This is a genomic window from Reinekea blandensis MED297, from assembly GCF_000153185.1.
Classification (GTDB): domain Bacteria; phylum Pseudomonadota; class Gammaproteobacteria; order Pseudomonadales; family Natronospirillaceae; genus Reinekea; species Reinekea blandensis.
In genome coordinates this window covers 444,438-469,417 of record NZ_CH724149.1, presented here as the reverse complement: position 1 = coordinate 469,417, position 24,980 = coordinate 444,438, and the positions used below count along the sequence as shown (strand labels likewise).

The window sequence follows — 24,980 nt, the reverse complement described above, 5'->3', positions numbered from 1 at the left end:
TGTAATAAATTATCGCTTGCATCACCTGCTGAACCGTTTCAGTATTGTGCTAAACCGATTTAGCAAATGTTACAGCAGGAGATCGATCCGATGCTCGAACTGAAACCCACCGACATCCGCCTGAGTGCGGAGGCGAAGGACAAAGACGAGGCCATCGCCCTCATGGTCGATGACATGGTCGCCTCGGGATTGGTGACACCCGCCTATCTGGAGGGCATGCGGACCCGTGAAACGCAAACCTCCACATTCCTGGGTAATGGCATCGCCATTCCGCATGGCACACCCGAAACCCGCGATGAAGTGAAACAAACGGGTATCAAGGTACTGCGCTTTGATGACGGTCTCGATTGGGGTGACGGCCAGATTGCACACACCGTCATTGGTATCGCCGCCAAGTCAGATGAACACCTCACCGTGCTGCGTCAGTTGACCCATGTGATCATGGACGACGATCTCTCAAACCAACTGCACACCACGCCATCGCCCGATGACGTGATTCAGATTCTCAAAGGCGAAAAACTCGAACCTAAATTAAACATTGATGCGAAAGCCATGCGCTTGGATGCCTCGGTGACCGGTGTGCATGAAGCCAAAGCCTTGGCCGCCGGCATCATGGTCGCCAATGGTTACGTCAGCCAGGCCGAACAGCTGTCGCTGATGACACAAGAACCACTGAACTTCGGTGGTGGGGTATGGCTGCTGACCGAACTGACTGAACAATCCACGCCCGGCGTTGCCGCTGTGGTTCCGGAACAGGCCGCTCAAAGTGCCGACTTCAACCTGCTGCTGGCGATTTCCACTCAGGGTCGTTCGCACAAAGCACTCTATGACCGACTGCTGCAGATGAAGCGTGATCATCAGTTGCCACAACTCACTCAAGCCGCATCCGGTTCGACCTTAGCGGACTTGCTGCGTCAGATGCCGATTGAAGGCGACAGCATTGAACTTCGCCTGCCGATTGAACACGGCTTACACGCCCGTCCGGCCGCACAGTTAGCCAAACTGATTAAATCCTTTAAGGCCGATGTTTGGGTCACTAACCTCAGTGGCGATGGCATGGCCGTTCAGGGCACCAGTGTTGCCCGGTTGATCAGCCTGGGCGCGGCACACGGCCACAGTCTGCGCTTTACCGTCACCGGCACCGATGATTCCAACCCGATTCTGCAGCAATTATCGTCTGCCGTTACCCAAGGCCTGGGTGATCCGGTGATGCCATTGCCTGAACTCGACGAAGACAGCGCACCAGAATTGGATCTGAACGAAGCCGCGGAAGTCCGTCCACTCGAAGCCGGCGACGAACTGACGGGCATGACCGGTGCACCGGGCATGGCGGCCGGTCGGATACTGAAACTGGAACGCCTGTCGTTCAACTTCAGTGAACACGGCCAGGACACCACGACCGAACTGGACCGGTTCGAACAAGCGCTGGATCAGTTGATGACCCAGGTCTCCGCACGACTGGACGCTACCAACGACAGCACCAAAACCAAAATTCTGGCCATGCATCTGGAACTGCTGAACGATCCGGAACTGGTCGACGGCACCCGCAATGCTATTCGACAGGGTCGCAGTGCTGAAGCCGCCTGGACAGCGACCTATCAGTCACTGGCCGATCAACTGTCGCTGAGCAGCGACCCAATGCTGGCCGAACGTGCTGACGACTTTAAAGATCTGGGTTATCAGTTGATGCTGATTCTCAGCGGTCAATCCACTCAAGCCGCTGACGAACCGCACATTCTTTTGTGTGAAGAAATCAGCCCGTCGCAGGTTGCCGAGTTTGACCCGGCCATTGTGCAGGCCATCGTCACCGCCAAAGGCGGCACCACGTCGCACGCAGCCATTCTGGCTCGAGCCGCGGGCATTCCATTGCTGGTGGGTTGTGGTGAGCAAGCACTGACGCTGACCGATGGCACGCCGGTGATTGTCGACTGCGATAATCGACTGCTGACCGTGGCGGATTCTGACGAGTCTCTGGAGCAGGCTCGTGTTGAGATAGATCGTCGCAAGCAACAACAAGCCGAAGCCTTTGCCAAACGGTTTGATCCGGCCATCAGTCAGGACGGTGTACGCATGGAGGTGGTCGCCAACATTTCCAGCGCCAGCGACGTTGAGAAAATTCTCGCGCAAGGCGCGGAAGGCATCGGCCTGTTCCGCTCTGAGTTTCTTTATATGGCGCACACCAAAGAGCCAACGCACGCCCAACAGGTTGCGGAATATAAGTCAGCGCGTGAGCGTCTGGGCAATACCGACTTCCCACTCATTGTGCGCACGCTGGATGTCGGCGGTGACAAGCCACTGCCCTATCTGGCGATGGACGATGAAGAAAACCCGTTCCTCGGTGTTCGCGGTGCGCGACTGTCACTGATGCGCCCGGACCTGCTGAAACGTCAGTTGAAAGCACTGCTCGAAGCGGCGCGTTCCGGCCCGATCCGTATCATGTTCCCGATGATTAGCGACATTCAGGAATGGCGGAAGATTCGCGCCATCTATGAAGAAGTGGCTGCCGATTATCCGGACGTTCAATGCGAAATCGGCATGATGATCGAAGTGCCCAGCGCCGCATTGATGGCCGACGTCTTCGCACCAGAGCTCGATTTCTTCTCCATTGGCACCAACGACCTGACGCAATACACGCTGGCGGTTGACCGCGGTCACGCCAAGCTGTCCCGCCAGGCCGATCCGATTCATCCGTCGATTTTGCGATTGATCGATCTGACCGTGAAAGCCGCCGAACGAAACAACATCTGGGTGGGCGTTTGCGGTGAACTGGCTGCCGATCCGTTTGCAGCGACTCTGCTGATGGGCTTGGGTGTGAAAGAACTGAGCATGTCGTCGAAAGCGATTCCGATGGTGAAAGCGGCCATTCGTCAGGCCAGCAAAGCCGAATCTGCAACGCTGGCTCAACAGGCACTACAGGCGATTGACGCTGAAGGTGTATACCAACTGAAGTCGAAGGAGGCGTGACATGAGCGCTCCCATTCTGACCATTGCGTTAAACCCGGCGCTGGACCTGACGGTTCGGGTCGACACGCTGACGCCGGGCGAAGTCAACAAAGCTCAGAGCGGCACGCTGCATGCGGCCGGCAAAGGTTTAAACGTCGCCCGGGTGCTGCGCGACCTGAATCACGATGTCCACGTCAGCGGTTTTATCGGCGAAGACAATCAAGGCCCGTTTATCGAAACCTGTCAGCGCGATGGATTAGATAATCAGTTTATGGTTTTGCCCGGTGCGACCCGCATCAACGTCAAAGTCAGTGAGCAGTCACAACGGGTGACTGACATTAACTTGCCGGGCCTGCATGTACCGGTCGAAAAGTTCGATGAGTTGTTAAGCCAGGTGCGAAGAGCGGCTGAAAACTGCAGTGCGGTCGTATTGGCTGGCAGCTTGCCGCCCGGTCTCGATGAGAATGCTTATGGCCAACTGATCAATACATTGCGCCAAGCACGTTGCCCGGTTCTGCTCGATACCAGTGGCGAAGCGTTTGCCCGAGCCGTGCGTTTTGGGCCGACGCTGGTCAAACCCAATCGGGAAGAACTCGAAGAATGGCTCGGTACATCGATCCAATCCGAAGCCGATCTGGCCGCCGCCGCGGACCGGCTGTTTGCACTCGGTGTCGAACAGGTGGTGATTTCTGACGGTGCCAACGGCTGCTACTGGTTCCGTCAACGCGCCGTGCTGAAAGCTACGCCGCCCCGTGTGGAGGTCGTCAGCACCGTCGGTGCCGGCGACTCATTGGTCGCCGGTTTGGCTCACGCCCTGGTCACCGATTGCGACCCGGTTGAAGGCTTGAAACTCGCTTGCGCCATTTCCGCCCATGCTGTGGAACAGGTCGGTGTGGGTGTGCAAAACCCGGATCGACTGAATGAACTGCAACAGGCCGTCCAAGTGTCGGCTAACCCAATCCAGGAGGCCATATGAATCTGCTGATTGTTACTCATTGCCCAGCGGGCATTGCGACCAGTTACCTGGCGGCCGGCGCACTGAAGGATGCCGCCGAAGCGGCGGGACACCACGTCGTCACCGATGTTCAGGGCAACTTGGCCAGTGCTGGCACACTCGACGCAAAAACACTCAACGCCATCGACCTGGTGCTTTGCAGTTCCACGGCCGACACCTCGGCGTTAACGAATCTTCCGTTGGTCACTTTTGATCTCCGGGATGCCATTGAGAATCCGAGCCGGGTTTTCGAAAACGCTTTAACAGAAACACCAAAAACCACCCATCAAACAACAACAATGAACGAGGAAGCAGACATGCAATCATTAAACATTGTCGCCGTCACGGCCTGCCCCACCGGCGTTGCCCATACCTTTATGGCCGCCGAGGCGCTGGAAGCTGCCGGTAAAGAAAAAGGGCACAACATTAAAGTTGAAACCCGTGGCTCCATTGGCGCTAAAAACCAGATCACGGACGCTGAAATTGAAGCAGCCGATCTGGTGATTCTGGCGGTTGATATCGAAGTCGATGCCAGTCAGTTTGCCGGCAAGCGTATTTATCGTACGAGTACCGGTAATGCACTGAAAAAATCCGCAGAGGTGATTGAGAATGCCATTGCAGAAGCATCAGTTGAGTCCGCTGCCAGCGCAGATCTGGCGGCTGGTAAGTCTTTCAAGAAAGAAAAAACCGGTGCCTACAAACACCTGATGACCGGTGTCTCGTTCATGCTGCCAGTCGTTGTGGCCGGTGGTTTGATCATCGCACTGTCGTTCATCTTCGGTATCGAAGCGTTCCAGGAAGAAGGCACACTGGCGGCCGCACTGATGAACATTGGTGGCGGTTCGGCTTTTGCGCTGATGATTCCGGTGTTAGCCGGGTATATTGCCTTTTCCATTGCTGATCGCCCAGGACTTGCGCCCGGTTTAGTTGGCGGTATGTTGGCCAGCTCTGTTGGTGCGGGCTTCCTCGGTGGTATCGCGGCCGGTTTCATTGCCGGTTATGGTGCCAAATGGTTGGTCGACAACATCAAGCTGCCATCGTCACTGGAATCGCTGAAGCCGATTCTGATCGTGCCCTTCGTCGCAACCTTAGTGACTGGCCTGATCATGATTTATGTCATCGGTGGTCCGGTGTCTTCCGTCATGAACGCGCTGACCGCATGGCTCGAAGGCATGGGTTCTTCGAATGCAATCCTGCTGGGTATCATCCTCGGCGCCATGATGTGTTTCGACCTTGGTGGTCCGGTGAACAAAGCCGCATACACCTTTGGTGTGGGTCTGCTGGCCTCACAAACCTACGCGCCGATGGCTGCTGTAATGGCCGCGGGTATGACGCCAGCTATCGGTATGGGCCTGGCAACCTTCTTAGGTCGTAAGTACTTCAACGATGCCGAACATGAAGCCGGTCGTGCGTCATTTGTTCTGGGTCTGTGCTTTATCTCTGAAGGTGCTATTCCTTTCGCGGCGAAAGATCCACTGCGTGTCATTCCGGCGGCGATGATCGGTGGTGCCGTCACGGGTGCGTTGTCCATGTTGATCGGTGCAGAACTGCTGGCACCTCACGGCGGTATCTTTGTACTGTTCATCCCGAATGCGATCACTAACGTCGCACTCTATGTGGTTTCCATTGCCGCAGGTTCGTTCATTACGGCCTTCGGTTATTTGCTGGCGAAAGGCATCAGTGCCAAACGCGAGCAGGAAAAACTGGCCTAATGAGCCAGTTGTGAAGTCCGGTCACTAAGGCGCAACGTTAGGATGTTCAGGTTAAGCTTTTCCAATGCCGAGCTGGACGCATTAATGGCGCGAACCGTGACCTGACTTTACGCATGGCTCACAACGGGCCACCCCCTCCTCAATAGTCTGAACAAACCCGCTCCGGCGGGTTTTATCATTTATGATCCAGCCTAAAGTGATGTTCTATTCAGTTTTTTTTGAAGTCATTGTTCAAAGGGACGCCCTGTCATGAGCTGAACGATTCATGCTAAGGTCATTGCTCAGTCCAAGACAGGAGAAAGGGTTTGAGTTCTTTCACAAGTCTGTGGCACGAGGCTGCGGTCACCAGTATTGGCTTTTTTTGGATGGCTCTGTGGGCATTCATTCTCGGTTACATTGTCAGCAGCCTGATTCAGGTTCTGGTCACCCGCGCCCGCATGCAAAAAGCCATGGGTACTGACGGTCCTCGCAGCATGTTTCTCGGTACGTTTTTTGGATTTATTTCCAGCTCCTGCAGTTTTTCCGCATTGTCCACCACGCGCGCTATTTTCAATAAAGGGGCTGGTTTGGCACCTTCCTTAGCGTTCATGTTGTCGTCAACCAACCTGGTCATCGAGCTGGGTATGGTCATTGCCATCTTCCTCGGTTGGCAGTTTGTGGTTGGTGAATATGTGGGCGGCGTTCTGATGATTCTGATTACCTGGCTGATCATTCGCTTAACGCGCCCCCGTCGGCTTGAACAACAAGCACGACAGCAACAGGAAGGCTCTGAAGAATCGGCAGAATCACAAGACTGGAAAGCCATCATCAAAAGCCGGAAAGGTTGGCAGACGATTGGCGAAACCTATGTGATGGAATGGCAGATGGTCTGGAAAGATGTGCTGATCGGGTTTACCGTCGCCGGCATTATTTCCGCCATGATCCCGGATGCATTTTTCCAAGCTTTATTTCTCGGTTCGGGCACAACCGATGCCGCTAACCCCGGGTTTTGGTATGTTCTGGCACAGACGCTGGTCGGCCCCATTGCGGCATTTTTTACCTTCATCGGCTCGATGGGTAACATTCCACTAGCGGCGGTGCTGTTCAGTCAGGGCGTGACCTTTGCTGGGGTAATGGCGTTTATCTTTTCCGATCTCGTGGTATTACCGGTGCTGCGAATTAACGCAGCCTACTATGGATGGAAAATGGCGTTATACATCTTAGCAATCATGCTCGTTGCCATCGTAACGTCTGCACTTCTCATGCACTACGCTCTGGTGTTGTTGGATCTGTTGCCCGACTATCAATCTCTGGTAAACCCTGCCAATCGAAACTTTTTTGCTGTGAACTATCAGATGGTGCTTAACATCATTCTGCTGATTGCCAATGTCGCACTGTTCTGGCTGTGGCGACAGAAACAGAAGGCTCACAGCCATCATGATCACAGCGGTCACGATCACCATAACCATGGCGGCAAGACACTAACTGACAGAGTGTTACAGGCACTGTCCGCCATCGCGGTTGTTTGGTTGATTGGTGGGCTGTTGCTCGGTTAAAACCGACCCCTGGAGTTCAACCGAGGTCATTCGAACATAACCTCGGCCGCAGTCTTACCGTTCAAGCGGTTGTCGATCAGTCAGCCGCCCGGGCGACCGCTAAATCCGATACGGCCCATAGGCTTTATTCTCAGGAGACCGGATAATTTTCAGGTTCATTGACTGAACGGTATCGCATACAATCAGCGCTTGCCTAACGACACCCTATTTATCCGCATTGAAAGGACCCCTAATGTATTCAGGAAGCTGCCTCTGTGGCCAGGTACAGATCGAAGTTCACGGCGCCATCGATTCCATCATCCATTGCCATTGCTCTAAGTGTCGAAAAAACAGTGGAACAGCCTTTGCCACCAATGGGTTTGTGAATGCTGATGAGTTTCAAATCGTGCAAGGCGCACAGGCGTTAGGTCATTATGAAACCTCGCCCGGTAAAGTCAGACATTTTTGCGCGACCTGTGCCTCGCCGGTTTACAGTTCGAATGCGTCAGATCCGAGCCGGCTGCGACTGCGGTTAGGCATTTTGGATTCGGACATCACGGAACGCCCTGTCTCGCACAACTTCGTGACCTCCAAAGCCAACTGGGAAGACCTGGATGCGCCACTGCCGCGTTACGACGCTCATGAGCCCGGCCGATAACCCGACGGATCGCGGCACCCGGTTCCACCGCTGAACGAAGATTCGCGCATAAACTCGCCACGACCCGGAGTCAGATCAATAGACGCGTATGTCAACGTCTGTTCTAATCCCGGTTCTGTCGCTTCAGTGCCTCGTGCGCATTCACATAACAACAAAGGATGCTTTAGAAAAAATGGAAAGATCAACAGAGACCTACTTAAACCCCTGGTTCTCCATCTGGACACAACCCAGAGCCACCATCCGGCAGATCATCCGCACCAACCCCAAACAGTCGGTCATATTGCTTGCCGCGCTGGGTGGATTTGCCGAAGCGCTGGACCGCGCCAGTTACAAAGACGCCGGTGATGATTTTTCAGTCGTAATGATTGTCCTGATGGCTATGTCGCTGGGTGCCTTGGGTGGCATCCTCGCCATGTATGTCTATGGCTGGTTACTGAGCTGGACCGGTAACTGGATCAATGGTCAGGGGCATCGGGAAGAAATCCGCGCGGCCATTGCCTGGGCTAACGTGCCGGTGATTTGGGCATTGCTGCTGTGGATTCCTCAGTACGCATTGATCGGCCGTGAAATGTTTATGGCCGAGGCCTACAGTCTGACTGAGAGCACGACCACGTTCGTTCTGTTCTTCGGCTTAGCCGTCATCGAAGTCATCCTCGGCATTTGGGCCTTCATCATTTTCCTGAAATGCCTCGGCGAAGTTCAGGGCTTTTCCGCCTGGAAAGCGCTCTGGAACTGTATTATTCCGCTGCTCGTTGTCGGTTTGCCTTTTGTGTTAATCATCGGGCTGTTTACCTGGTAAACCCGTTTGTCATCAACGGGTTTGATACATCGCTTCAATTTCATCTTTGAAGCGTTGCACAATCACCCTGCGTTTCAGTTTCAACGTCGGGGTGATCTCTCCACTTTCCACCGTGAACGGTTCTGCTAATAACGTGAATCGCTTTACGCGTTCATATCGCGGCAAGTGCGCCTGTAAAGTGGCCAGCTGTTGTTCGAAGTACGCCACGATGTCTGCGTGGCGGATTAGATCCAATCGACTGCTGAACCGAATGCCCATTGTTCTTGCTCTTTCTTCGAGCGATTCCCAGGCCGGTACAATCAACGCGGTGGCATAGTTTCGCGCATCGGCAATCACAGCGACCTGTTCCACCAGCGCTTCCCGGGCAATGACGCCTTCAACGTGCTGCGGGGCAATGTATTTACCGCCGGATGTTTTCATCAACTCTTTGAGCCGTTCACGGAACACCAGATTACCCTCGTCATCCAGATGACCGGCATCTCCGGTGTGCAACCAGCCATCGCGAATCAGCGTCTGAGTCGCCTCCGGATCGTTGTAGTAACCAACCGTCATGCTCGGACTGCGCACCAAAATCTCGCCATCCGTCGGCGAAATCTTGATTTCAATACCGGGCATAGGACGACCCAGCGTGCCGAGCCGATAACCCTGATCCGGCATAAAACTGACTGTCGCCATGGTCTCGGTCAGGCCATAGCCGATTTTCAGGTTGACACCCAGTCCCATAAAAAATGCATGTATGTCGGTATCCAGGGCGGCACCGCCACAGGGGATAAACCGCGTGTGCCCACCCAGCGCGGTTTTGATTTTGCGTCCGACCAAACCGCGGGCAAGCCCTTGCAACAGTTTTCGATAAAGCGACAGCTTGTCCCCGGCCGCCAAGCGCTGCTGATTATCTCTGTTCCATTGATCCACCCAGGTCAACACCTTAAGTGACAGACCACCCGCGGCATTGGCTTTCTGGAAAATGCCGGCATGGATTTTTTCAAACACACGCGGCACCGCGCAGAACACGTGAGGCTTTACCTCGGCCAAATACTCCGCCAGGCGATTAATGTCTGACAGATAATGGTTGTGCCCGCCGGCAAACAACACGATGGCTGTCCAGCCACGTTCAAACACATGCGACAGCGGCAACACCGCCAAAGATCGGTCGCCTTGATTAAAAGTCAGGCTCGACAGATGTGCAGTCATCGACCCCATCAGGTTTCCATGCGTCAGCATGACGCCCTTGGGCTGACCCGTCGTCCCGCTGGTGTACACCAGGGTGTAGAGTTCTTCACTGCGGCAATAAACCGGCGGTACCCTTGCCGATCGCCGCTGTAACCAACTATCTATAGCGACACCGTCTGCGCCTTCACCGAACCGGATGACGACATCCAGCGAGGCCACGCCGGACAGAGCCGGTGCCACCGCTGATAACAGTCCGCCATCTGCGAACAGCGCCCGACACCCGGCATGATTCAGAATGTAGCGGACCTGCTCCGGGCTCGACGTGGCGTAAATAGGGACGGACACCACGCCCAGATACACACATGCCAAATCCACCAGCGTCCAGATGGGCGCGTTTTCAGCAAATATCGCGACCCGGTCGCCTCGGCGTATCCCGTCCTGATGCAGTTCGGCGGCTATCTGCTCGATCTGAAGCCAAACGTCCTGCCAGACCCAGGTTTGCCAACCGGCTTCGGTTTTTTGTGACAAGGCCGGAGCGTCAGGCCGTTGCTGTGCGTGTTGCTGGATGCGGGCGATATAAGACAAGTGAGATTCTCAAACAATTAATATACAGATGTATATTATAAGAGTTTTCTATTTTGATACCAGCTTTCGGTGCACTAAAGCCGGTTAAAATAGGTATCGACCCTATGACCGTGGCAAAACACTCCATTTCCACATTTCAGATAGCACGGAAGATACAACGACGGTTTCATCGAGCTTCTAAAGTTCACTCGGCTCAGTGTTGACCGGCAAAATCTTGGATAGGCGTACCCGTCAAAATTTCCTAAACTGTGTAACTCTGTTACTGACGCCAAGGATTGACCCACTGTCATGCATTTTGTCACGCCCATTACACTCAACCTGAATGGCATTTCGTTAGTGCCACTGGAACACGAACACGATGCCGGCTTGAAAGCCGCCGCGGCCGATGGTGAGCTATGGAATCTGCGCATTACCGGGGTGCCAACACCCGAACAAACGTCGGACTATATTAAAACGGCTCTGGCGGCGCGTGAGGCCGGTCATCGGTTTGCGTTTGCCGTCATCAACGACAACAGCGGACGTGTACTGGGCAGCACCAGTTACCATGACATTCTTCCGGACGTTAAACGCGTCGAGATCGGCTACACCTGGTACGCAAAAAGTGTGCAACGCACTCAGGTGAATACAACCTGCAAACTGATGATGCTGACGCATGCGTTTGAAACGCTGAACTGCAATGTCGTGGGGTGGCGAACCGACAACTTTAACTTTGCCAGCCAGCGCGCCATTGAACGTCTCGGTGCCAAAAAAGATGGCGTTATCCGCGGGCACGCTCAACGTCGCGATGGCACCATTCGCGATACGGTTATGTACAGCGTCACTCGCGGTGAATGGCCCGAAATTAAAGCGCACCTGAATTATCTGCTCACCAAACCCCGACAAGGTTAATGCATGGCGACCATCAATCAACGCGCCTATTCATACTGGCAGTCAGTTTTCGGGTTTTCGGATCAGCCGGCGAATGATGAGACCGTTAATCTGTACATTGCAGACACACTGCCGTCCCGACATTCCCTGTTGAAGCTGGTCCGCCACGACGATAAAACCTTTGTCGCGGTGACCCGCCCATGCGCTAACCAGTTGTCGCTGACCCCGGAGTCATGCCTGCCCGATATCGAATCCGCCATGTCAGCTCAGAACTTAATCTGGTATGACGACGATGCCATGCATTATTTTTCCGACACCGATGAACAGGCCTTGCTACGTTCACCGAACCCGACGAACATCCGCCAGCTGACCGAAGACGATGCTAATGTTTTCGACCGGTTTCATGCCCGGATGCCTGCTGAAGACTGGGATGAAGTGGAGCCCGAACTCGATAACGAAGCCGTGTTCGGGCACTTCGATCAAGGTGAGCTGTGCAGCGTTGCTGACTACTATCGTTGGCAACAAACTCCGTTTGCCGATCTAGGAGTCATCACCGCACCGGATTGCCGCGGTCGCGGTGTCGGCGCTGCCGTGGTCAAAGCACTCAGTGCTCATGCCCTTCGGCGTGGACTGGTACCACAGTACCGCGCCCAACTGTCGAACCTCAGTTCCCTTAAAATATCGCAACGGTTGGGATTGCAACGCTTTGGACTGTGGACCGTCGCCGTCGCGAAGACATAAGCTCCGTGTGCGCGTTACCTCAAGGGTGTAAATTGAACGGCCGGCAAACCCCCGTTATAGTGCTCACATCAACGGTGCTACCCACTTTATGCTTTGCCTGTCGCGGTATCAGGGCCTGACTGCTATGAATCAAACGTTATCCACTGAGCGTTGGTTGTTAATCGACGACCACACCATGTTCGCCGATGCGATGTCACTGACGCTGCGTCATCTGGCACCTCAACTTGAAATCGACGTCGCCGCCAATGCCCAGCAAGCCATAGCGCAGCTGAAGAACGGACAAACCTACCAGTGCATTCTGATTGATCTGGATTTACCTGATACCCCCGGCCTGGCACTGCTCGATCAGATATTAAAGCGTTGGCCGCAATCAGTAGTTCTGATCTGTTCAGCCAACCGTCAACCCAGCTCTGTCACTAACGCCCAACAACTCGGTGCCCGCGGCTTCATAACCAAAGATCAATCCCCGGCCGACATACTGGCGTTTGTACAACAGATTCGACAGGGACGTCGCTGGATCACCACCGACACACTGACCCGAGAACTGGCCGAGCGACGAGAAGAGAACATCGATCTGACAGGCCGGCAACACGCCATTCTGCAACAGATGCAAACCGGGTTAAGTACCTCGGAGATTGCTCAGGCGCTGAACCTGAGCCCCAACACCATCAAGACGCATACACGACTCATGTATGGCAAGCTCGGGGTCTCCAACCGTACGGAATGCTTGAATCGAGCGGCGGAACTGGGCCTGATCTGACTGACATACAAAGTCAGCCAAGCAGTCAGTTTGTGTCACTGACTGGACTGACGGCTGTTAATCAGGTTTGCCAGCGTTTCTTTCAGCAAGGCACTGTCAACCGGCTTATGCAGAACCGGCCATTGTGTATGACTCAGCCGCTGAATGCCGCGTAGCGACGTGTTCCCGGTGATCACCGCGCAAGGCGTGTTCGGATACCGCTGTTGCACTTCGGCAATACAGTCCTCTGAACGATGCTCATCATCGAGCATGTCATCGGTCAGTAAGACATCCGGCGCTGACGGCAGTGTCTGCAGCAGGGCTTGCAGTTCGGCAAACGAGGCCGCCGTCCAGACATCCCCGTTCCATTCCACCAGCATCATAGACAGTGCTTCGAGAACATCCGGGTTGTCATCGACGACAATGGCAACAAACGATTCAGGTAAACTCGGTGAGCGACGCTCAGTGCCCGCAACACCCGACGTCTGCCGTGAGACCGGCAATGTCAAACTGAAGGTAGTCCCGTGTCCCGGTTCAGACACCAGAGTCAATGGCACATTCAGTTGATCGCACAGACGCTTGACGATCGACAGGCCCAACCCCATACCAGGCTCAGAAGATTGCCCATGTGCAGCCCGGTAAAACTCTTTAAAGACATGACTCTGCTCATCTGCCGGTATGCCCGGACCGGTATCTTCTATGCGCAGCGTTGCCTGAGTTTCACGAAGCTCAACACTGACGTCTACCGAACCGGCACGGGTATACTTAACGGCGTTACCTATCAGGTTGCGAAGGATCTGCATCAGTAATACCGGGTCAGTGCTGACTTCCACCGGCATCGGCGCAATACGCAATTTCAGACCCTTACTCATAGCTTGCTCAGCGAACTCAGATTCAATGGCGTCCAACATAGATTGCAGCTGACAGGGTTGGATCGACACCGTCACGACGTTGGCATCGAGCAGCGACATATCCAATAACTTGGTTAACAGTTCGTTGGCCGATTCAACACTGTGCTTGGCTTTAAGCAGCAATTCATCTTGCGATTCAGCACGCGATGACAGAGTTTGCAGATAAAGATTGGCGGCCTGCAACGGTTGCCGAAGATCGTGACTGGCCGCCGCCAGAAATCGGCTTTTGGCCTGATCCGCTTCGTGTGCCTGCTGCTGTGCGAGTTGATGCTCCAAACGAAGGCGAATTGAGTTCATTTGACTTTTATGCGTCATCAGACTGAATACCGCGAGTGAGACACCCGACAGGGCGACCACGATCAATAACAAAGGTGTGGAGGTCGGCCATAAGAGAATAAAAAGACTGCTGAACACGGGGACGATAAACAGCAGATAAATGTCCGGGTAAGTTCCCATGGTTACAGACGGCATCGATGACATGACCATGACAAACAGGAGCAACGTAAAAATCTGCGATTGACTGGCGCCGTCCAAGAAAAACCAGGGCAGCACGCTCCACAAGGCCCCCCAGGTGAGCGCGATCAGCAGGTTAATACGATGCCAGTAGCCTAAGCGGTACGATCGGTCCTGTTGGTAGTCCCGACCTAACACCTGGCGTTGTCGGGTCAGCAGGAAATAAGAACCGACACTGACCGACAAGCAGATCACCAACCAGGTCAGCAGAATGGCAATACTGAGATTGCTCATCATCAAAAGTGCCAGCAATGCCGCACCCAGGCCGCTGGCGACCATGCGCGGTTGAACTTCATCGACAAACAGCGATTGCCGCTCCCATTGAATGTTTCGGGCGTGGGGCGACTCACGGTCAAGTTCAATCAGTGTCATGGTCGGACCTGTGGCTTACGTCAATGGATTAATAGGTGAACTGCAACAGTTTACCTTCGTCTGTGCTGTTGTGGCACCACAATCGCGCATTCGGCTGGCTATCGGACGTGATCACATCCACGCAGTTCTGCGCATCGGTGTTTGTGCTTTTCACAAACGACGGGCTGACACTGTCATAGTCGACGGTCACGACTCCGGTGTAGTCATGACTGACCAGACTCACTCGCGGAATGTTGCCGAAGGCGACGTGGGCCTCCATGTCGCTGACGGTCATGTCATCGGTCTGTCCGGTAAAGGCATTCGTTCCCGAAGTGACCAATGTACGCAGCGGCGACGGGGACGACATATCGTACTCATACAGTTTGTTGTTCACACCAGAACGATGGAAAGCGATCACTTGAGTGCCCGATACGGCCGACAACGCACGAATGTCATCGAAACCAGAGCTGTACAGTGTCGCACCACCGATACCTCCAATCATAGGTCCAACGGCTGGATCGTTGTCTTCCATTTCACCGTCTCGGTCAAAATCCATGGAAAGACGCGTCATCGCGGATCGTCGGATGATACTGCCTGAGCTATTCACGTACGCCTGTTTACCACCAATGAACACCACCACTTCATCCGGCGAGCCTGCGCCATCATAGACATCCATCGCATCGCAGGACACCAAATGCTTATACGCTGTCGGTTCACCGTTCAACGTCAGGCTTAACTCTTGAGTTTCGCTGGGGTTACTCTTTAGCGAAAACGTCAGCGTTGCCGGAATCAGAATTGGACCGGTCCCCGGAGCCCCGGTATACATCCACACGCCGGGCGTACAGGTCACGACCAAAATATCGTTTTCTGAGTTATTGGCTGCCGAGTGCTGGAACTTAAAACCGGCGGTGCGCACGTGATGTGACGACGTCTGATCAAACAAAACCTCGCGGTGAGTGACCAGCCCTTTAGACACCTCTGAACCCGCCAGCGTTTTATACTCATCAGCCCCGAGCTTCGCTGTTCGTTTCACGGCAAACAGGTCGATGCCGCCTTTAAAAAACGTTAGGTCTTCAAAGGTATCGGTGTTGGCATTCCATTTTTCATCAGTATAAACCGTCAAGGGTTCCGGGGTCGTTGAACCACCACCCGGGTTGGTTTCACCACCACCCGTTTCGCCGGTTTCGCCCGTGTTTCCCGTCGAACCGGCATCGTCGTTAGAAGAGGGGTTACATCCAACCAAAGCCAGGGTTGCCGCCAGTGGTAAGGTCAGTAGGATTCGCTTATTCATATAGACACTCCATTGTGATGACACAGCAAGCGCGCTGTAAAACAGAGTGGCCAGTATGAGCAGGTTATGAATCCCAATCTTCACCCATTCGGGTGAAAATCTAAAAACACTAACGACCCAGCATACGAGACAATGAACCGTCGACGAATTGTTGTCGAATGGCGGCAACAGTGTGCAAAACAATAACAGCGATCATGACTTTCGGTGCGGCTCCGTGAACAGCCCGACCCATATCACGCAGCCAAACAATCGGCTCACCGCGCTCTACCAGAGTCATTCCGAACACCTCATAACCAAAGCCATTGCCCAGCGTCATAGCGATGCCCGAGAGTGGCACTAGAACCGTCGCGGCAAGCAAAACCCAATGTACACCGTGCGCCATTGATGCTTGCCATCGAGGCTTATTGGACAGTTCTGTCGGAAACCCTGTCAACATTCGGTAACCAACACGGAATGCGGCCACCAGAAAAAACAATGAACCCAAGGATTTATGAGCGTTCATCAGTTGAAACTGCGCCGGCCCCCGGTCCATGTTTTCCATAATCAAACCTGAGACGAGCAAAGCCATGAAACCGATCGCGATAAACCAATGCAAGCCAATCGTCAGTCGGGATAAGCGAGAGGAAGTAACAGCGGTCATACAAAACTCAAAGCAAAGAATGTCCCGCCCATTGTTGCCAGAAATGTGCAACAAATATGACCTCGGTGGTAAATAAACGGTCAGCGATCACCGTCTAAGCACTGAGTTCAGGTCCATGGACACAGTTGCGCCCGGCATTTTTTGCTTGGTATAAACAACGATCCGCCTCAGCCATTAATGCCGTTGACGTGGCCTGTTGTTGCTCGTCGTGTCTAACCGCAACACCAAGACTCATAGACACCATCAGATCACCTGCTCGGGTTGCCACCGGCCGCTGCTCAATGGCTTGCCGGATACGTTCAGCAATACGTTGCGCCGCATTCGGTGCCGGATCCAATACCAACACCAGAAACTCTTCACCGCCGATTCGACCCAGGGCATCGTAGTTGCGCAACATCAGTCGGATGCGATCCGCGACCTGTACCAGCACCTCATCCCCGATGGCATGACCGTAGGTATCATTAATGCGTTTAAAGTGATCAATGTCGGCATAAACGACCCCTAACGTCTCGCCTGTACGCTCAGACACATTCAGTTTCTGCTCCAGAATGTGAAGAATGCCTTTGCGATTCCAGACACCGGTGAGTGCATCGGTGACACCGTCGCGTTTCGATTCCACCAGGGCATGTTCCATATCGTGTTTAAGCTGACTCAATTCCACGCTGTGCAGCTGCCCCTCGGCGATCTCTTTCAGGTCAAACATCCACTCACGCTCCTGGGCAGAAAGCACTCTGGGAGTGTCGTCCATAATGCAGAATGAGCCGATGGTTCGGCCACGCGCATCATGCACCGGATAGCCGGCATAAAATCGCATTTCATTGCCATTGGCACCAAAAACTGAGTTGAACCGATGGCGGCTGACACGCAGATCGGGGATTTCAAGATACCCATCCTGTTGCGCCACATACCCACAGCAGCTGCCCGCTCGGCTGACCACCGACGGCTGCATACCGACGGTATGTTTTAACCAAAGATGGTCATTATCCACCAAGGACAGGTTAACGACCGGAACCTTCAGCACCTGACTGGTCAGTTTCACAACGCGATCAAAGCGTGCCTGTTCTGGTGTATACATGGGCGCATCCATTTTTACAGTCGATACCGGCACCGGATGCCGGAACAACGCTTCCGCTTTCATGTTCAGTTCGGACAAGGTCATAAGCAACCTCCTCTCAGATTTGCAGACTCAGTGACTCACCAGGCACTAACGCCTGAGTAATGTTCACTCGGGTCTGCTGTTGATCATCATTTCTTTTTAGCTTTCGAGCCGTTCAAGCCCAGCTGTTCAATCTCTTCCAGGCTGTAGCGCGGCGTGATATGTCGCGGACAGTTCCAGTCGTACGCGACAACATGCACAAGGAACACCCGACTCACCTTACCGCGTTCGGACGCGCCAACCAGTGTCGAGACCAGAGACTGCCATTGCGATGCTTCAACAATCTCAATGCGGGCAAACAGCTTCAATCGCATTCGACGGGTGTAATCCATCAGGAACAAGCAACTGCGATCATTACCGTCCAGATTACCGGTACTGATGAACTGACGATTGCCTCGGTAATCGGCAAACGCCAGTGTGTGATTGTCGAGCACTCGGAGGAAGCCCTTCGGGCCACCACGGTGTTGCACATAAGGCCAGTCTGTTTCCGACACCGTCGACAGATAAAAGCTGTCACGGGTTGCAATAAACGCGGTTTCTCTCGGGGTCAAAGCGTCCCCGCGCTCATCGGCACCTGCCTTTGCCCACAACCCGGCTGAGCCGTCCTGCTGCTGCCGACGGATGACCGCAGGTGTGCTGGCAATGTTCAAAAACGTTCCGGCCATAACTAACTCCGTGACTTGGTTGGCTTAGGCGGCCTGTTCCGCGTCTACGACCGGAAAATCTATCTCCGTCTGCGCTACTTCGTTCAGGTAGTTGGTGAAGGTGCTTTCAGCAACCAATGCAACAATCTCGACAATCTGAGCGTCGCTGTAACCCGCCGCACGCACATCCGCAAGATCCGCTGCGGACACATGACCGCGCGCCTTAGCAACCTTGGCTGCAAAGCTCACCGCCGCTTGGGCAACGGCGTCATTAGACTGGCCTTTACGGTTCAGCGCGATCTCTTCCGGGCTGAGCTTCACCAGGTTCAAACCCAAATAGGTATGGGCCGACAGGCAATAGCCACAGCCGTTCACCTGAGCAACCGCCAACGCGATACGCTCCCGGGTTTTGGCGTCGAGAGCCAACGAGATTGAACTGTTGAAGTTGGTGTAGGCCGTCAGAGCTTTGCTGCTGACGCCAATGAGTCGAAACAGGTTCGGCAGGGAACCTAATTGCTTTTGAACACGTTCCAGAATCGGTTGAGAAGCTTCCGGCAAGGCATTCAGTTCAGGGATAGTGATACGTGACATAGTCGTCTCCTTTAAGTGAGTACAATCGACTCTGCTCGATTGCTGGGCGCATCCTAGCCACTTTCATATTTCAGGATAATCCCCTATATTCGAGAAACATATTTCCGGAAAATGGAAGAATAATGGACCGACTCGAGGCCATGCGGACCCTGGTCAACGTCATTGATCGTGGGAGCTTTTCGTCCGCCAGCAAAGCGATGAACGTGCCACTGGCGACTGTCAGCCGGAAAATATCCGACCTGGAAAAACTGCTGGGAACGCGCCTGTTAACCCGGACAACCCGCAAACTCACGCTGACCGATGCCGGCAGCCAGTATCTGGATAAAGCCCGGACCATTCTGGAGTTGGTTGACTGCGCCGAACACGAGGCTCAGGGTGAGTATCTGGCTCCAAAAGGCCATCTGGTATTGACCGCCCCTCTGCTCTTTGGCCGCCGCTATCTTCAGCCTCTGGTGACGGAGTTTCTGGCGATGTACCCGGATATACAGATTCAGCTGCATTTGTCTGATCAGAACGTCGACCTGATTGATGAGCACATTGATATGGCCTTGAGAGTCGGCCACTTACCGGACAGCAACCTGGTCGCCACTCAGGTGGGCACCATGCCCTTCATCACGTGCGTCAGCCCGGAACTGCTGGCAGAAACGGGCCCAGTGAATCATCCGAGCGACCTGTCACACCAACCCTGTGTCACGCTTGACACGCGTTTACCGTTCCCGGTCTGGCAATTTTGCGCCCCTGATACCGGCCAGATGTTTGAGGTACCGATCTCGCCGAGGTTCAGAGTGAATAGCGGGCAAGCCGTGGTCGATGCCGCGGTCGCTCAGATTGGTTTTGCCCGGGTTCTGTATTATCAGGCCTTCCCGGCATTGAAAGTTGGATCGCTGGTGAGTGTTTTAAACGAGTATGAACGCGAGCCGGTCCCGATCCACATGATGCACGTAGCACGCGGTCGAATGCCGTTGAAACTGCTTTGTTTTCTGGACTTTGCCATTCCGCGAATGCGGACAGAACTGGCTGAGATGATGACCTTTCGCCAACCGGCTGAATAACCGGGAGGCATGCTCAACCAGCGCATACAGCACAAACGAGAGGCAGTGACTCGATCACTGCCATTCACTCTCGTCCCAGACCATGGTGCCCCAAGTGCTTTCCGGCTGGTTACCTTGTTCATTGCATCCGGCGATGAAACCGAGTGCCAGAAACATCAACAGCATAACTGAGATATTACTAAATCGTCGTTTCATTGTGCCTCCGACTTAGCAAATCAGATCATAGGTATTGCTAAAATCGCCACCCGGCAACCCATCTTTGTCGCCATCAATGGCTTTACCATGCATGTCTTGCGGCACAAGTTCCCCGCTGCCAAGAATGGTGAGTGTCAGGCCACCTGAAAAGCAGGGACTGATGGTGGCAAAGTCTTCGGTTGTCCGAAACGTTAAGGTCGAATTATTATCGGTCCATTCGATGGTTCCGCTGCCAACTCCGCCGGCACCGCTCACCAGAACATTGGTGCCTGCGACAAAGGTGTCCGGATCGACAACGACGTTAAACTCGATGGTAAATACACCTTTATTGCCATCCATATCATAATCGTCTATGTAGTTAGTACCCGGACCAAAACTGCGCGGAAAAATCGGCATGGCGACAGTTGAGGGCTGCGCGTTACGCAGTTCGTCGATTTCTTTTTGCAGTTGTTTGTTTTCGTCTTCAAGCGCTTCGATTTCCAACTGCATTGCGGTGATTTGCACCTGATTATCATCGACGGCCGCTTCGACTTCCGAGAAATTTTCATTTACTTGCGCAGCGATGGCCGGTGTACCCGCTGAAAACTGGTGCGGAATATCAACGTCGCTCGCCATGAGGCATACGGGAATGGCAGAAAAAAGAAACCCACACCAGAACACTGACGTTTTCATAAGAATAACCTCCGAGTTGTTCATTCTTTATGGTGTCTAGAAAGGTGTTGCATCTGTTCAATAAAGTTTCAAAAGCGATTCAATTTAGCATGACTGTGACAGTAAAAAGCTCAGACTCCATCACATTGCTAAACACGTCTTTATCTGACCGACGCCCCCTTCACGACTGCCGAGGTGGCCGATCGGTGTTCATTGACGACATACCTTCACAATCCACAAGGAGGGCCACGACTCAGTTAAACGCGCTGCACTCAAGTCGATACCAACCCCTGTAACGCCGACAGACACTGTTCAACCACCTGGTCACCATCGCCAGTCAGATACGCCGTCGTAATGGCACCTTCTTTAAGCAAAAAAATCGTATCAGCCAGTGACTCATCCGCTCTAGGCAAGTGCCGACCAATGAGTTTGCGAACGTCACGTTTATGCGCACGACAAGCCTGACTGATCGGACTGTCCGGATCGCTGAACTCCGCCGATGTATTGATAAAAAAGCAACCACGGAACGCTCCCAATGTTGGGTCGTCGCTGCGGAACCAACGCCTCAGTGCAGCAAAGAGCTTTTGAATCATCTCGTCGTTTGACGAGGATTGTTCAATGTTGCTTTCCAGCCAACTTAAAAACGTGTCGTGACGACATTGCAGTGCCGCCAGCACCAATTCGTCCTTGCTGTCGAAGTGACTGTACAGCGTGCGCTTGGCGACCGTAGATGCCTTCAATACTTCGTTTATGCCAATCGCCCGGACACCATGGCGGTAAAACAGCTCCAGCGCCGTGTCCATCAGTTGTTGTCGCTTGCTCATTCTTGCTCACCCCAGAGTACTTATTGACAAGGGTAGACAATTTTGTCTACCCTGAAAAGTAGACCGAATTGTCTACCTGGAGATCTCAATGATAAAAAAACTGTTAACCGCCCTGTTTGCGGGCCTGGGTGCTGCCCTGTCTATCGGCTTGTTGTCTTTATTTGAAACATCAACCGGTGGACTGGCGCTGTTGATGGCACCATTTGGTGCTACGGCCGTGCTGGTTTTTGGGGTTCCGGACAGTCCGCTTGCACAACCGAAAAACGTTATCGTCGGCCACCTGCTGACAGCGTTGATTGGTGTCCTGTTCGTAACATACCTGCCGATTAATGCCATCACCCTGGCCGTGGCGACCGGTGCCGGTGTCAGCGGTATGCTCCTGACGCGTACGACACACCCACCGGCTGGCGCCAATCCGATTCTGATTATGTTGTCCGGTCAGAGCTGGCTATTCCTGGTAACACCGGTGTTGGTGGGGACCTTGGTGATTGTGATGATTGGACGGTTGTTGCAACGGGCGAAGCAACATGTCCCGTTGGTCTGAACCAGGGCCTGTTAACACTCTTTCTGTCTATTCTGCCGAGATTAAAACCATTTCCGGCAAGGCAGAACGCGCGAATCGTGGTTGTTCCACCATAGCAAGTGATAACGATGGCTTAAATGGTTTTAATTCGGCCCTACGGGTTGGGTTGAGCCCTTCCAGAAGCGTCGTTGTTCGTCGTTCATGTGGAGCCACTAACCATTCAGGGACCGGTCAATCGACGTTTCAACAAGACTCAGAATCGCCTTGGTTTGATCGGGTCCTGTGGCATTCTCAGACAAGCGGGCCGCAGAAATAAGTGGCAACCAGCGGTCCATCGCTTGTTCAGGAAACGCTCTGAGTGACGTGTAGTGAGCCAAATACGCATCCAGAAACGCATCCTTCATGCGGTTGAACGCCAACGCTTCGGTCGGCTCGGCAGGGATTTCACTGTATCGGATTAACATCAGGGTGCGCGCCACATCGGCCACTGGAGACCCCATGGTGGCGTCAACCCAATCAATGAGAACCGGCCCCTTCTCTGTCAGCAAAACATTGCCCGGATGAAAATCGCCATGACAGAAGTGCGTTTCACCGGGCTGTTGACTCAGTTCTGCCTGTAATGCGCTTCTCGTTTTCTCATCCAGTATCTGAGCGTGCGAGATTTTCATACCTGTGCGCTCTTGCGTGGTCGGCAACCCCATACCAGAGCAATCGTGTATTTGGTGGTGCAACTGCGCAAATGTCTTTGCCATCAAATCTATATCAGTGGGATGGTCACGCAATCGCGCTTCCATGGTTGGTCCTGAGCATTCATCGAACACAATGCCCTGCCGCCCATCCATCGTCGTCAAGTCGATAACACGCGGTGTTGGCAGCCCTTGCTTAAATGCCACCTCACACTTTTCCGCTTCTTTTATTGCTTCATCAGCAGGATAGCCGACATGATAAAGCTTAATAACCTTTCCCGGTTCCAGAGAAAATACTTCGGCCGTATTCCCTTCAGCAATCTTTTTTAATTTCATGAAGTTCTCTTTAAATGATTGAACTGCCTGCTTGACTATCCTACCTTTCAAGCGGAATACAGTAGGTTGTAAAACGCCGCCCTAACTGCTCTGTTTTATAAACTTTGCTCGCCATTTTGTTTAACGCCTGATATTCCGGCCGACTATCAAGCAGATGAAACAGAACTTCCTTGTGCCCGAGTTCTTTCGCCCAGCCGATGAGCGTCTTGTAAATGGCAATACCAATACCCCAGAACCGCTGAGAAATCACAATCGCCAACTCGAAGCCCTGATCATCGGGTTGGATACCACACCACCCTGCCAACTCTTCATCGACAAAGACAGCCCGCACCCGGCAACCGGGCATCGAATCGACTTTCACTTTTTCATCCATCCAGGCTTTCAGACTTTCACGGTCGTAGTAGGGATGGTCAATCAGATGAGTCCTGAGGGCGTCTTCGTTGACAATGCTCAGCAAACCGTCAACGTCCACCTGATCAAAACCTATAAAGCTAAGGTCATTCATGGGGTGCCTGTCCTTTTAATAACTCAAATCTACGCAGCTTCACCGATTATGATCATTCGGGCGACTCGATGTCTGCGAAGGTGACGCTGTAAAAGACATTGCCAGTCACTTCGTTTTCGAACCCGTAGTCTGTTAACACTTGCCTGATATCAGTGCCAAAGGCTCGTGCCTGATCTGTGTCCATCCGCTCAAGACTGAAGCCGTTTCTGGCATGAAAAGAGGCAACATACTCATCGATGTGTTGGGTGAGAGCTTCGCCTGGAAGGTCAATGGCAGTTACATTTGAAATGAAACCCTGCTCCTGGAGCAGTTTGACGATCGAATAGGGTTTAAAGTTCCGTGTCGTCGAGTATTTTTGAATAATCTGAAGGATATCATCTTTAATGCCTTCTACCACCAGATCGCCACCGGTGACTATGGCAAGCTTGGTGTGCGGTTTTGCTAACCTTTTGAGCAGGGGAAACGTGACAGACCAATCCGGCCAATGAATGCTGTTGGCGGCGACCAACAGATCAAACCGCTGATTTGAGGAAAACTCCTCAATGTATGAGTTTACAAACTCAGCGGTTGAGCCCTTTGCTCTCGCGGCCTTTACCATCGCCGCAGAGGGGTCGACGCCAATAACCGAATGGCCTTTGTCTGCCAGCGGAATCGAAACTTCCCCGGTCCCGGAGCCGATGTCCAGCACGGACATTGAAGTCCCGCGACCTTGGTCAGACAAGATATCAATTACCGCTTGGCTGTATTGAGGTCGATACCCATAGTTTTCGACGACACTCTTATCGGCAAACTGATCGCCGACTTCTTTACTGAGGTGTTCGGGTTTGTTCATATCATCCCTTAATCTGGTTTTTCCCAGCAGCCCCCCTACACTCCCTGCCTGTAAACTACCTTTTGGCCATAGGGTGGTCAGGTTTCAGCTGAAGAAGATCCCACAAGTTCCCATACAAATCTTCAAAAACAGCCACCGTTCCGTAATCCTGTTCAGAAGGCTCGCGAACAAAATGAATACCAATCGAAGTCATACGTTCGTAATCACGCCAGAAATCATCGGTGTTTAGAAACAGAAAGACGCGTCCACCGGCTTGGTTACCAATAAAACTGTGTTGCTCGGGTTTCGACGCTTTGGCGAGCAATAACGTAACCCCATGAGAGTTTGGCGGTGCAACCACCACCCAACGTTTGTCCTGTTCCGGCTGATAGGTGTCTTCAATCAGCTCAAACTTGAGTTTGTTTACGTAAAAGTCGATGGCTTCATCGTAATCTCTCACAACGAGTGCAATGTGAACGATCGTCTGCTTCATGATATGCCTAACGGATGGGGACGGTAAGACAGAGATGATAACTCATTGCTAACCCACAGTAATTCCCTGCACTGCGGTCTTCGGA

Annotated in this window: 25 protein-coding genes; 11 read left to right on the top strand and 14 right to left on the bottom strand. The window is 53.3% G+C overall.

Annotated elements, in window-relative coordinates; all coding sequences use genetic code 11:
• Nucleotides 1-90: 90 nt before the first annotated feature.
• The 6 genes from ptsP (at nt 91) to MED297_RS02110 (ending at nt 8,620) form a co-directional block, all read left to right on the top strand.
• Nucleotides 91-2,964 carry a phosphoenolpyruvate--protein phosphotransferase gene (gene ptsP, locus MED297_RS02135; protein ID WP_161599258.1) on the top strand — a complete coding sequence of 958 codons (2,874 nt, stop codon included), beginning with the start codon at nt 91-93 and terminating at the stop codon, nt 2,962-2,964.
• A 1-nt stretch (nt 2,965) separates the two neighbouring features.
• Complete coding sequence (pfkB, locus tag MED297_RS02130) at nt 2,966-3,919, top strand: 1-phosphofructokinase (protein WP_008041940.1); 954 nt, start codon at nt 2,966-2,968, stop codon at nt 3,917-3,919.
• On the top strand, nt 3,916-5,649 hold the full coding sequence (locus tag MED297_RS02125; protein ID WP_008041938.1) for a PTS fructose-like transporter subunit IIB: 1,734 nt from the start codon (nt 3,916-3,918) through the stop codon (nt 5,647-5,649). Before pfkB ends, MED297_RS02125 begins: the two co-directional genes overlap by 4 nt.
• A 305-nt stretch (nt 5,650-5,954) precedes the next feature.
• Entirely contained in the window at nt 5,955-7,184 is a 1,230-nt protein-coding gene (locus MED297_RS02120) for a permease (protein WP_008041936.1), read from the top strand.
• Between the two features lie 232 nt (nt 7,185-7,416).
• Nucleotides 7,417-7,821: a GFA family protein gene (locus MED297_RS02115; protein WP_008041934.1), complete on the top strand. Its 405-nt coding sequence runs from the start codon at nt 7,417-7,419 to the stop codon at nt 7,819-7,821.
• Between the two features lie 172 nt (nt 7,822-7,993).
• Nucleotides 7,994-8,620, top strand: coding sequence for a Yip1 family protein (locus MED297_RS02110; protein WP_008041933.1), 627 nt, complete (start codon nt 7,994-7,996; stop codon nt 8,618-8,620).
• Between the two features lie 12 nt (nt 8,621-8,632).
• Here the strand turns inward: MED297_RS02110 and MED297_RS02105 are convergent, their stop codons facing one another.
• The gene (locus MED297_RS02105; protein ID WP_008041930.1) at nt 8,633-10,375 is read right to left on the bottom strand and encodes an AMP-dependent synthetase/ligase; all 1,743 of its coding nucleotides are present in this window, start codon (nt 10,373-10,375) and stop codon (nt 8,633-8,635) included.
• 288 nt (nt 10,376-10,663) lie between these two features.
• Here MED297_RS02105 and MED297_RS02100 point away from each other — a divergent pair, with 288 nt between their 5' ends.
• The 3 genes from MED297_RS02100 (at nt 10,664) to MED297_RS20975 (ending at nt 12,743) form a co-directional block, all read left to right on the top strand.
• Complete coding sequence (locus MED297_RS02100) at nt 10,664-11,263, top strand: GNAT family N-acetyltransferase (protein WP_008041929.1); 600 nt, start codon at nt 10,664-10,666, stop codon at nt 11,261-11,263.
• Nucleotides 11,264-11,266: 3 nt separating this feature from the next.
• Nucleotides 11,267-11,983 carry a GNAT family N-acetyltransferase gene (locus MED297_RS20980; RefSeq protein ID WP_008041928.1) on the top strand — a complete coding sequence of 239 codons (717 nt, stop codon included), beginning with the start codon at nt 11,267-11,269 and terminating at the stop codon, nt 11,981-11,983.
• Between the two features lie 124 nt (nt 11,984-12,107).
• A complete protein-coding gene (locus MED297_RS20975) occupies nt 12,108-12,743 on the top strand; it encodes a response regulator transcription factor (protein ID WP_008041927.1) in 636 nt (211 codons plus the stop codon).
• Nucleotides 12,744-12,778: 35 nt separating this feature from the next.
• On the opposite strand, the gene MED297_RS02085 is transcribed toward MED297_RS20975, so the two are convergent.
• The 6 genes from MED297_RS02085 to MED297_RS02060 all read right to left on the bottom strand — a co-directional run bounded on the left by MED297_RS02085 (nt 12,779) and on the right by MED297_RS02060 (nt 18,819).
• Nucleotides 12,779-14,518, bottom strand: coding sequence for an ATP-binding response regulator (locus MED297_RS02085; protein WP_008041925.1), 1,740 nt, complete (start codon nt 14,516-14,518; stop codon nt 12,779-12,781).
• A gap of 28 nt (nt 14,519-14,546) precedes the next feature.
• A complete protein-coding gene (locus tag MED297_RS02080; protein WP_008041923.1) occupies nt 14,547-15,788 on the bottom strand; it encodes a hypothetical protein in 1,242 nt (413 codons plus the stop codon).
• Between the two features lie 109 nt (nt 15,789-15,897).
• Nucleotides 15,898-16,428 (bottom strand): cytochrome b, encoded by a 531-nt coding sequence (locus tag MED297_RS02075; protein ID WP_008041921.1) that lies wholly within the window; start codon nt 16,426-16,428, stop codon nt 15,898-15,900.
• Between the two features lie 94 nt (nt 16,429-16,522).
• Nucleotides 16,523-17,587, bottom strand: coding sequence for a sensor domain-containing diguanylate cyclase (locus MED297_RS02070; RefSeq protein WP_008041919.1), 1,065 nt, complete (start codon nt 17,585-17,587; stop codon nt 16,523-16,525).
• Nucleotides 17,588-17,673: 86 nt separating this feature from the next.
• The gene (locus MED297_RS02065) at nt 17,674-18,249 is read right to left on the bottom strand and encodes a pyridoxamine 5'-phosphate oxidase family protein (protein ID WP_008041918.1); all 576 of its coding nucleotides are present in this window, start codon (nt 18,247-18,249) and stop codon (nt 17,674-17,676) included.
• A gap of 24 nt (nt 18,250-18,273) precedes the next feature.
• Nucleotides 18,274-18,819, bottom strand: a complete 546-nt coding sequence (locus tag MED297_RS02060; RefSeq protein ID WP_008041916.1) for a carboxymuconolactone decarboxylase family protein — start codon at nt 18,817-18,819, stop codon at nt 18,274-18,276.
• A gap of 122 nt (nt 18,820-18,941) precedes the next feature.
• Between MED297_RS02060 and MED297_RS02055 the strand changes: the two genes are divergently transcribed.
• The gene (locus tag MED297_RS02055; RefSeq protein WP_008041914.1) at nt 18,942-19,871 is read left to right on the top strand and encodes a LysR substrate-binding domain-containing protein; all 930 of its coding nucleotides are present in this window, start codon (nt 18,942-18,944) and stop codon (nt 19,869-19,871) included.
• A gap of 54 nt (nt 19,872-19,925) precedes the next feature.
• Here MED297_RS02055 and MED297_RS22005 read toward each other — a convergent pair whose 3' ends face one another.
• From MED297_RS22005 to MED297_RS02045, 3 genes are all read right to left on the bottom strand, one after another.
• Nucleotides 19,926-20,066, bottom strand: coding sequence for a hypothetical protein (locus MED297_RS22005; RefSeq protein WP_154650819.1), 141 nt, complete (start codon nt 20,064-20,066; stop codon nt 19,926-19,928).
• Nucleotides 20,067-20,078: 12 nt separating this feature from the next.
• Nucleotides 20,079-20,738, bottom strand: coding sequence for a hypothetical protein (locus MED297_RS02050; protein WP_040556393.1), 660 nt, complete (start codon nt 20,736-20,738; stop codon nt 20,079-20,081).
• A gap of 251 nt (nt 20,739-20,989) precedes the next feature.
• Nucleotides 20,990-21,541, bottom strand: coding sequence for a TetR/AcrR family transcriptional regulator (locus MED297_RS02045; RefSeq protein ID WP_008041908.1), 552 nt, complete (start codon nt 21,539-21,541; stop codon nt 20,990-20,992).
• Between the two features lie 88 nt (nt 21,542-21,629).
• Here MED297_RS02045 and MED297_RS02040 point away from each other — a divergent pair, with 88 nt between their 5' ends.
• Nucleotides 21,630-22,085 (top strand): HPP family protein, encoded by a 456-nt coding sequence (locus MED297_RS02040; RefSeq protein ID WP_008041906.1) that lies wholly within the window; start codon nt 21,630-21,632, stop codon nt 22,083-22,085.
• Between the two features lie 191 nt (nt 22,086-22,276).
• Here MED297_RS02040 and MED297_RS02035 read toward each other — a convergent pair whose 3' ends face one another.
• The 4 genes from MED297_RS02035 to MED297_RS02020 are packed head-to-tail and all read right to left on the bottom strand — an operon-like array spanning nt 22,277 to nt 24,895.
• Nucleotides 22,277-23,086, bottom strand: coding sequence for an aminoglycoside phosphotransferase family protein (locus MED297_RS02035; RefSeq protein WP_008041905.1), 810 nt, complete (start codon nt 23,084-23,086; stop codon nt 22,277-22,279).
• Between the two features lie 40 nt (nt 23,087-23,126).
• The gene (locus MED297_RS02030; RefSeq protein WP_008041904.1) at nt 23,127-23,591 is read right to left on the bottom strand and encodes a GNAT family N-acetyltransferase; all 465 of its coding nucleotides are present in this window, start codon (nt 23,589-23,591) and stop codon (nt 23,127-23,129) included.
• Between the two features lie 52 nt (nt 23,592-23,643).
• On the bottom strand, nt 23,644-24,423 hold the full coding sequence (locus MED297_RS20970) for a class I SAM-dependent DNA methyltransferase (protein WP_008041903.1): 780 nt from the start codon (nt 24,421-24,423) through the stop codon (nt 23,644-23,646).
• A 55-nt stretch (nt 24,424-24,478) separates the two neighbouring features.
• On the bottom strand, nt 24,479-24,895 hold the full coding sequence (locus MED297_RS02020) for a VOC family protein (RefSeq protein WP_008041902.1): 417 nt from the start codon (nt 24,893-24,895) through the stop codon (nt 24,479-24,481).
• Nucleotides 24,896-24,980: the final 85 nt, after the last annotated feature.